Here is an 8,285-nt window from a genome sequence, read left to right as displayed (position 1 = left end):
ATGACCGCGGCCGCCGCCGGATTCCCGCCCGGCAGGATGAAACTGGTGAGCGGCGCCAGCGCGTCGTTCATCTCGTCGATTTCGGTTTCGAGGCGCGTCACCTGATCGGCCGTCACGCGCAACACCATGTCCGACGGCGCGAAATCTTCGCCGGGCGTCGCCAGATCGGCGCCGAGATCGAACAGCTCGTTCTGGATCTTCGCCAGCATGGCGCGAAAGGGCTCGGCGACACCCGCAGACAGCGCGACGCCGATGGCGCTGTTGGCCTCGTCGACATCGCCGATCGCCGCCATGCGCCGATCGGCCTTGGACACGCGCGACCCGTCGACCAGGCCGGTCTCGCCGTCATCGCCGGTGCGCGTATAGATCTTGGTGAGCTTGACCATGGCGTGTCAGAATTTTCCCGGCGTGAAATGGCGAAGACCCGGCAAGGAAGGCCTCTACCGACCCATCAGCAACAGCAGCAGCACGACGATCCCGACCGCGACGGCCTGCATGATGATCCGGCCCTGCATCGCCTTGTTCTGTTTGACGCCCGACTGGTTCATGCCGTCGCCCATCAGGTCCGCCTCGGTCGTCCTGAGAAAGGCGACGATTCCGCGAATCAGAAAGAAGACGGTCGCCGCCATCGCCGCGACGAGGAGTATGGTGAGGATGATCTGCATGCGTGCAATGTAGGCTTCTGCCGCGGCAAATCCACCCCGATCTTGCGATCGCCCGATGGCGGCGGTCAATCTGCGCCTCGCAGGCTCCCGATGTCCGGCGGATCGGCGCGCAGGGCCGCGGCTATCCGATCCGCGGACATGCCGGCCTCGCGCAGCGCCGCCAGGGATAGCGCATCATCCCGCTTGGCGAGGCGCCTGCCTGCCTCGTCGGCGATCAGCCGGTGATGATGGTAGCGCGGAACGGGCAGGCCGAGCAGGTGCTGGAGCAGCCGGTGGACATGGGTCGCCGGGAACAGATCGGCGCCGCGGACGATATCGGTCACGCCCTGCGCGGCGTCGTCGACCGTTACGGCGAGATGATAGGATGTCGGCACGTCCTTGCGCGCGAGGACAACGTCGCCGTGAATCCCCGGCGCGGCTTCGATACGCCCCGCCTCCGCGTCCTCCCAGAAGAGCGGGCCGGCCAGCGCCGAGGCCCTCGCCATATCGATCCGCCAGGCATGGGGTTCGGTCCCGAGACGCCGCTCGCGCTCGGCGGGATCGATCAAGCGGCAGATTCCCGGATAGAGCGGGCCATCGGGGCCGTGCGGCGCCGACGCGCTCGCGGCAATCTCGGCCGAAATCTCCTTGCGCGTGCAGAAACAGGGATAGACGAGATCGCGCGCCATCAGGGCGCCCAGCGCTCCACGATAAGCCGAAAAACGATCCGACTGCCGCAGCGGTTCGCCGTCCCACGCGATGCCCAGCCAGGCCAGGTCGCGCTCGATCGCCGCATAATATTCGGCGCGCACGCGCCCCGTATCGATGTCCTCGAAGCGCAGCAGAAACCGCCCGCCCGCTTCGCGGGCCAGGTCGAATGCCCGGAGCGCGGAATAGGCATGGCCGAGATGGAGCAGGCCGGTCGGGCTCGGCGCAAATCGCGTGACGAAGGTCTCGGTCATCCAGAAAATCCTGAAACCGGCTCTTGACCACGAGTCGGGACTGGTGTTGTCATCATCGCGTCACGGTAATCTGTCTAATGGCGTGGCAACAGATGAAAGAGCCGGCAGGCCGGTTTCTTTCGTCCTGGGTGGCGACAGGTCGAAGGGCGCTGGCTGTGCGGGTTCGCAGAGCTGGAGACGTGTCGGCCCATGTATCACCCCGATCTCATCCGCCATCCGGATAGCTGCCCGGCGCTCGTCCTCAACGCCGACTATACGCCGCTGTCCTATTATCCGCTGAGCCTTTGGCCCTGGCAGACGGCGATCAAGGCGATGTTCCTCGACCGGGTGAATGTCGTCGAGAATTACGAGCGCGAAGTGCACAGCGCTTCGCTGACGATGAAGATCCCGAGCGTCATCGCGCTCAAGCAATATGTGCGGCCGAGCGAATATCCGGCCTTCACCCGGTTCAACCTGTTCCTGCGCGATCATTTCACCTGCCAATATTGCGGCCGGCCGGACGATCTCACCTTCGATCATGTCGTGCCGCGGCGGCTGGGCGGCAAGACGACCTGGCAGAATGTCGCGACCGCCTGCGCGCCGTGCAATCTCAAGAAAGGCGGCCGCACGCCCAAACAGGCCAATATGCGCCTGACCGTGCCGCCGCACCGGCCCACCACCTGGCAGCTCCAGCAGCATGGCAAGCAGTTTCCGCCCAACTATCTGCACGAAAGCTGGCGCGACTGGCTCTACTGGGACGTCGAACTGGAGGCGTAGGCGGCCCGAACTGTTGGGATCGTTTCAGCGGCCGCGCCCCGCGCGCGTCGCCGCATGAAAATCGGGCGGCTTGTTTGCGAGCCAACGTACGAATTTCCCGATATCGGGATGCGCCCTCAGCGCCTCGGCATCGCCGCCACGCCGGACCAGTTCCGCGTTGGTGAAATGGCAGTGGATCGTGCGGTGGCAGATCGGATGGACGGGAACCCGGTCGCGCCCGCCCTTCGATTTCGGCACCGGATGATGCCATTCGACCCGGCGGCCGAAGGGCCGCTCACAGAGGAAGCAGCGCCAGGGCGATGCGGTCATTCGACGGGCGTCACCGTCACAAACACCGAAAGGCCCGGTCCCGGGTCGTCCGGCAGTTCGGCCGCCGTGATACGCTGCGCATCCGCCCGGGCGCGGTTGGAGATCGCCTGGGGGACGCCGGGCGCGAGATAGAGCCGGTCGGCGCGGCCGAGCAGCAGCATCTCGCCGATCGTCAGGTCGTGCGGATCGGCCGAGCGCAGCTGGACGATTTCCAGCTGATCGTGGCGCCCCGCTGCATCGCCATCATCCCCGTCAAGCCAATGGTCGACGTCGCGCGGGCCGTGCGGAACGAGCGGATCGAGCGCGCCGCCCTCGTCGAACGCGGCATCGATTGCATGGCGCCGCGCGGCGCCGTCGGGCCATTTGGCCTTGATATCGCCGCGCTTGTCGCGGAGCCTGCGAGCGATCGCCCCGAGCCGCGCTGGCAGCAGCTGTTCGAACCGCTGCCGCAGCGCCTTGGCCATCCCGGCCGAGGCGCCACCCGTACCGATCGCGACGATGACCGGATCCCGATCGACGATCGCGGGCAAGGTAAAGTCGCACAATGACGGCCGGTCCACGGCGTTGACGAGAATCCCCCGTGCCTTGAGCCGTTCGACCGCCGCTTCGGCCGCCGCGTCATCTTCCAGCGCGACGATCGCCAGCGCGGCCGCGCCATCCTCGCCGACGATATCGGCACCGGCCCGCTCGAGAATCCGCCGCTTCGCGTCCGCCGCCTCGCCCTCGCCGAGCAGGATGACGGTTCGGTTCCGGAGCCGGACGAAAATCGGAAGACTCTGCATGACGGAAATCATAGCAGGATGGCGGAACGGGGCGAAGCGATTTTGACGGGAGAGAATATCCGGGCGCCTGCGGGCGCCTGGCGCGCTAGAGACCGGAAATGAATGCCCGCACCTCGGCGGCGATATCCGCATGATCGAGCGCCAGCGCGATATTCGCGTTGATGAATCCGGCCTTGCTCCCGCAATCGAAGCGCCGCCCGCCGAACCGATAGGCGTGGAACGGCTGATCGCCGATCATCTGCGCCATGGCGTCGGTCAGCTGAATTTCGTTGCCCGCGCCGCGCTCCTGGTTCTCGAGCACCCGCATCACTTCGGGCTGGAGGATGTAGCGGCCCGGGATCATCAGGTTCGACGGCGCGCTGCCCTGGGGCGGCTTTTCGACCAGCCCTTTCACCTCGACCAGTGCGCCCTTTTCCTCGCCCGGATCGACAACGCCATAATGGTGCGTCTGGTCGCTCGGGACTTCGTAGCCGCACACGATATTGCCGCCCACCTCGTGATAGGCCTCGACCATCTGCTTCATGCAGCCGGGCTCGCCGACCATCAGCTCGTCCGGCAGGAAGATCGCGAAGGGTTCGTCGCCGACGATATGGCGCGCGCACCAGATCGCGTGGCCCAGCCCGATCGGTTCCTGTTGGCGGACATAGCTGACATTGCCGGGGAGAAACCGGGTGCCTTCGATCGCCGCCAGCGACTTGCCCCTTTCGTTCATCGTCGACTCGAGTTCATGCGCGACATCGAAATGATCCTCGATCGCTGCCTTGCCGCGCCCGGTGACGAAGATCATCTGCTCGATTCCCGCCTCGCGCGCTTCGTCGACCGCATATTGGATGAGCGGCCGGTCGACGACCGGGAGCATTTCCTTCGGGATCGCCTTGGTCGCGGGCAGGAACCGGGTGCCGAGACCGCCGACCGGGAAAACGGCTTTGCGAACGGGTTTCATGATGCGATTCCCCTTTGGAATTCCGATTGAAACGGCGCGCGGGGCACTTTCAATCCTTCAAAAAATCCGGCACATGCTCGGCCGCGATCAGCGCTTCGGGCATGACCCGCTCCGCGACGATGGCGAATGCGTCGCCGTCGACCATCACCTCGGGCACCAGCGCACGGCTGTTATAGGTGCTGGCCATGGTCGCGCCATAGGCGCCGGCGGTGCGGAAGACGGCGAGATCGCCGGCCTTCACCGCGTCGATCTCGCGGCCCATCGCGAAGGTATCGCCGCTCTCGCAGACCGGACCGGCGATATTGGCGACCATGCGCTCCCCGGTCGGCACGACCGCTTCGAAATCATGCCAGGCATCGTACAGCGCGGGGCGGGCCAGGTCGTTCATCGCGGCGTCGACAATGACAAAAGGCCGGACGACGCCCGGTTTCACCCAGATGACGCGCGTCAGCAGGACGCCCGCATTGCCGACGATGACGCGGCCGGGCTCGAACATCAGCGTGACGTCCCATCCTTTCGTCACCCGCGCGACCATCTGGCCATAGACGGCCGGCGAGGGCGGCACCTTGTCGCGTTCATAGGGCACCCCGAGGCCCCCGCCGAGATCGACCCGGTCGATCGTGTGGCCCGCGGCGCGCAGCTGCATCACGAGCGCGCCGACCTTCGAATAGGCGCGCTCGATCGGATCGAGATCGAATATCTGGCTGCCGATGTGCAGGGCGAGGCCCCGCATCGTCAATCCGTCGAGCGCCGCGAGACGCGCGAAAATCTCGGGCGCCTGATCGATCGGCACGCCGAACTTGTTCTCTTTCATGCCGGTCGAGATCTTGGCGTGCGTGCCGGCGTCGACGTCCGGATTGACGCGCAGCACGGCGGTCGCGGTCTTGCCCATGTTCGCCGCGAATTCGGCAATGGCGACACCCTCCTCCTCCAGCTCGATATTGAACTGGCCGATGCCGGCATCGAGCGCCTCGCGCAGCTCCGCGCGCGTCTTGCCGACCCCGGAGAAGACGATGTCCGCCGCCTTGATCCCCGCCGCCAGCGCGCGCTTCATCTCGCCGATCGACACGATGTCGGCGCCGAAACCCTCGCGCGAGAGCACGCGCAGCACGGCGAGATTGGGATTGGCCTTGATCGCGAACGCGATGTGAACGCGCGCCAGACCGGACAGCGCCTCGCGGAAGACGCGGGCGTGGCGCTCGAGCGTCGCGCGCGAATAGACGTAGACGGGCGTGCCGACTTCCTCGGCGATGCGCGCCAGCGGCACATCCTCGGCATGCATGACGCCGTCCCGGATCGAGAAATGATCCATGCTCAGCCGGGCGGCGGCAGATCGAAAGGATCGTCTTCGCGCTCCTGCGAGCGGCGCAGCAGCTCGTCGACCCGCTCGGGCCGCTGCTGCGTCGTCGGCTCGAGCAGATCGTCGGTCGTCGGCTGGCTCTGGGCCATGGCGGGGGCGACGGGCATGCCTTCGCCCTGCGCCGGCTGGAGCGGCTCGCGCCCGCCGCAGGCGGCGATCAACAGCGCGCACGCAAGCGCAACGGACATTCGGCTTTTCATGCGCCCTTCTCCAAGCTGGCCTTCGCTTCGGCGATCCGGGCGCGGACCTGATCCGGCGCCGTCCCTCCGTGGCTGGTCCGGCTCGCAACCGAAGAATCGACCGTGAGGATGTCATAGACGCTTTGGGCGATGCGGTCATCGATTGCCTGCAGATCGGCCAGCGGCAGATCGGCCAGCGCGACGCCGCGCTCGTCGGCGAGCTTCACCGCGCTGCCGACGATGTGATGCGCCTCGCGGAAGGGCACGTTCGCCTCGCGCACCAGCCAGTCGGCCAGGTCGGTCGCCGTCGCATGACCCGTTTCGGCCAGTGACCGCATGCGCTCCGGAACGAAGGTCATGGTCTCGACCATGCCCGTCATCGCGGCGAGCGACAGCGCGAGCAGGTCGTGCGCCTCGAACACCGGCGGCTTGTCGTCCTGCGTGTCCTTCGCATAGGCGAGCGGCAGGCCCTTCATCGTTATCACCAGGGCCGTCATGCAGCCGGCGATGCGCCCCGCATGACCGCGCACCAGTTCGGCGGCATCGGGATTGCGCTTCTGCGGCATGATCGACGAACCGGTCGAATAGGCATCGGGCAGGGTGACGAATCCGAAAGGCTGGCTTGCCCAGATCACGAATTCCTCGGCCAGCCGGGAGAGGTGCAGCGCGCATTGCGTCGCCGCCATCAGATAGTCGAGCGCGAAATCGCGGTCGGATACGGCATCGAGCGAATTGTCCGTCGGTTTGTCGAAATCGAGCGCCTTTGCCGTCGCATCCCGGTCGATCGCAAAGCCGGTGCCGGCAAGCGCGGCGCTGCCGAGCGGGCATTCGTTGAGCCGGGCGCGTGCGTCGGCGAAGCGGCTGCGGTCGCGCCGCGCCATTTCGCAATAGGCCATCAGGTGATGACCGAGCGTGACCGGCTGGGCTGATTGCAGATGGGTGAAGCCCGGCATCAGCGTATCGGCATGTTCCTCCGCACGCATCACCAGCGCGGACTGGAAAGCGGCCAGCCCGGCATCGACCGCGTCGATCGCATCGCGCACCCAGAGCCGGAAATCCGTCGCCACCTGGTCGTTGCGCGAGCGCGCCGTGTGCAGCCGCCCGGCGACCGGTCCGATCAGCTCGGCCAGCCGGCTTTCGACATGCATGTGAATGTCTTCGAGATCGAGATTTTCGGGAACGCCATCCGCTTCATATTCGGCCGCGATCGTCGCGAGTCCTCCGTCGATCGCCTGCACATCCTCGGCATCGATAATGCCCTGCGCGCCGAGCATCGCGACATGGGCGCGGCTCGCGGCGATATCCTGCCGCCAGAGCCGCTTGTCGAACGGGATCGAGGCATTTATCTCGCGCATGACGGACGCCGGGCCTTCGGCGAAGCGCCCGCCCCACATCTGATTGGAATTGCCCGTGCGCATGTTGATTGCCCTGCTCCTCGGTTTTGCGCCGTTGTTCGCCGCTTGCGATAGGCAAAGCGACGGGGCCCCGCAAGAAGCCTTGTCGGCACCCGGGACGAACGGCGCCACGGTCGAGAGCTATGGCGGATCGGAAACCATGGGCCGGGTCAGCGTCGAACACCGCGGCATGGCGGCGCCCGATCTGGAGTTCTCCAACGCCGGGGGACAGGCGATCAGGCTCTCGGATTTCGAAGGTCAGCCGCTGCTCGTCAACCTCTGGGCGACCTGGTGTGCCCCCTGTATCCGCGAGATGCCGACGCTCGACGCTCTCGCGGACCGCGAGGACGGCAATCTCAAGGTACTGACGATCAGCCAGGACATCCAGGGGGCCGAGGTCGTCGGGCCGTTCTTCGCCGAGAACAGCTTCGATCATCTCGAACAATGGCTCGACGAAGAAAATGCGATGATGATGACGCTCGCGCTCGATACGCTGCCGGTCACGATCCTCTACGACGAGGACGGACGCGAACTGTTCCGCGTCATCGGTGGAATGGACTGGGCCGGCGAGCGCGCCGATACGCTGATCTCGGGCGCGCTCGGAGACTAGCCGCGCAGCAGCTCGTTGACGCTGGTCTTGGAGCGCGTCTTCTCGTCGACACGTTTGATGATCACGGCGCAATAGAGGCTCGGCGCGGCATCGCCGTCGACCGTCTGGCGATTGGCCGTCGATCCCGCCACGACCACCGAATAGGCGGGCACGCGGCCGGTAAAGGTCTCCCCCGTATAGCGGTCGATGATCTTGGTCGAGGCGGTGATGAAAACGCCCATGCCGAGCACCGCGCCCTCCTCGACGATCACGCCTTCGACGACCTCGGAACGCGCGCCGATGAAGCAATTGTCCTCGATGATCGTCGGGTTCGCCTGGAGCGGCTCGAGCACGCCGCCGATCCCGG

Annotated in this window: 12 protein-coding genes; 2 read left to right on the top strand and 10 right to left on the bottom strand. The window is 66.3% G+C overall.

Going from position 1 to position 8,285, the window contains the following annotated elements; translation table 11 throughout:
• From ACTS1X_RS11665 to gluQRS, 3 genes are all read right to left on the bottom strand, one after another.
• The coding region (locus tag ACTS1X_RS11665; protein ID WP_442614568.1) for a cob(I)yrinic acid a,c-diamide adenosyltransferase at positions 1-386 on the bottom strand (386 nt) is incomplete at its 3' end.
• A 54-nt stretch (positions 387-440) separates the two neighbouring features.
• Positions 441-665, bottom strand: coding sequence for a twin transmembrane helix small protein (locus ACTS1X_RS11660; RefSeq protein WP_442614567.1), 225 nt, complete (start codon positions 663-665; stop codon positions 441-443).
• 65 nt (positions 666-730) lie between these two features.
• Complete coding sequence (gluQRS, locus tag ACTS1X_RS11655) at positions 731-1,606, bottom strand: tRNA glutamyl-Q(34) synthetase GluQRS (protein ID WP_442614566.1); 876 nt, start codon at positions 1,604-1,606, stop codon at positions 731-733.
• A 189-nt stretch (positions 1,607-1,795) separates the two neighbouring features.
• On the opposite strand from gluQRS, the gene ACTS1X_RS11650 reads away from it, so the two are divergent.
• Positions 1,796-2,362, top strand: coding sequence for an HNH endonuclease (locus tag ACTS1X_RS11650; protein WP_442614565.1), 567 nt, complete (start codon positions 1,796-1,798; stop codon positions 2,360-2,362).
• Between the two features lie 24 nt (positions 2,363-2,386).
• Here ACTS1X_RS11650 and ACTS1X_RS11645 read toward each other — a convergent pair whose 3' ends face one another.
• The 6 genes from ACTS1X_RS11645 to argH form a co-directional block, all read right to left on the bottom strand.
• Complete coding sequence (locus tag ACTS1X_RS11645) at positions 2,387-2,671, bottom strand: HNH endonuclease (RefSeq protein WP_442614564.1); 285 nt, start codon at positions 2,669-2,671, stop codon at positions 2,387-2,389.
• Positions 2,668-3,453 (bottom strand): precorrin-2 dehydrogenase/sirohydrochlorin ferrochelatase family protein, encoded by a 786-nt coding sequence (locus ACTS1X_RS11640; protein ID WP_442614563.1) that lies wholly within the window; start codon positions 3,451-3,453, stop codon positions 2,668-2,670. The genes ACTS1X_RS11645 and ACTS1X_RS11640 overlap by 4 nt, the downstream gene beginning before the upstream one ends.
• An 85-nt stretch (positions 3,454-3,538) precedes the next feature.
• Positions 3,539-4,396 (bottom strand): UTP--glucose-1-phosphate uridylyltransferase GalU, encoded by an 858-nt coding sequence (galU, locus tag ACTS1X_RS11635; RefSeq protein WP_442614562.1) that lies wholly within the window; start codon positions 4,394-4,396, stop codon positions 3,539-3,541.
• Between the two features lie 49 nt (positions 4,397-4,445).
• Positions 4,446-5,708, bottom strand: a complete 1,263-nt coding sequence (lysA, locus tag ACTS1X_RS11630; RefSeq protein WP_442614561.1) for a diaminopimelate decarboxylase — start codon at positions 5,706-5,708, stop codon at positions 4,446-4,448.
• A gap of 2 nt (positions 5,709-5,710) precedes the next feature.
• Positions 5,711-5,956, bottom strand: coding sequence for a hypothetical protein (locus ACTS1X_RS11625; protein WP_442614560.1), 246 nt, complete (start codon positions 5,954-5,956; stop codon positions 5,711-5,713).
• Positions 5,953-7,329 (bottom strand): argininosuccinate lyase, encoded by a 1,377-nt coding sequence (gene argH / locus ACTS1X_RS11620; RefSeq protein ID WP_442614569.1) that lies wholly within the window; start codon positions 7,327-7,329, stop codon positions 5,953-5,955. The genes ACTS1X_RS11625 and argH overlap by 4 nt, the downstream gene beginning before the upstream one ends.
• Positions 7,330-7,432: 103 nt before the next feature.
• Here argH and ACTS1X_RS11615 point away from each other — a divergent pair, with 103 nt between their 5' ends.
• Complete coding sequence (locus ACTS1X_RS11615) at positions 7,433-7,939, top strand: TlpA family protein disulfide reductase (RefSeq protein WP_442614559.1); 507 nt, start codon at positions 7,433-7,435, stop codon at positions 7,937-7,939.
• Here the strand turns inward: ACTS1X_RS11615 and ACTS1X_RS11610 are convergent.
• Positions 7,936-8,285: DapH/DapD/GlmU-related protein (locus ACTS1X_RS11610; RefSeq protein ID WP_442614558.1), on the bottom strand; the 350-nt coding region annotated here is incomplete at its 5' end. The genes ACTS1X_RS11615 and ACTS1X_RS11610 overlap by 4 nt on opposite strands.

The sequence above is a fragment of the Parasphingopyxis sp. genome (genome assembly GCF_052168275.1).
In the GTDB taxonomy this organism is placed as follows: Bacteria; Pseudomonadota; Alphaproteobacteria; order Sphingomonadales; family Sphingomonadaceae; genus Parasphingopyxis.
The sequence above is the reverse complement of the archived record's forward strand: the minus strand, read 5'-3'. Positions and strand labels throughout refer to the sequence as shown.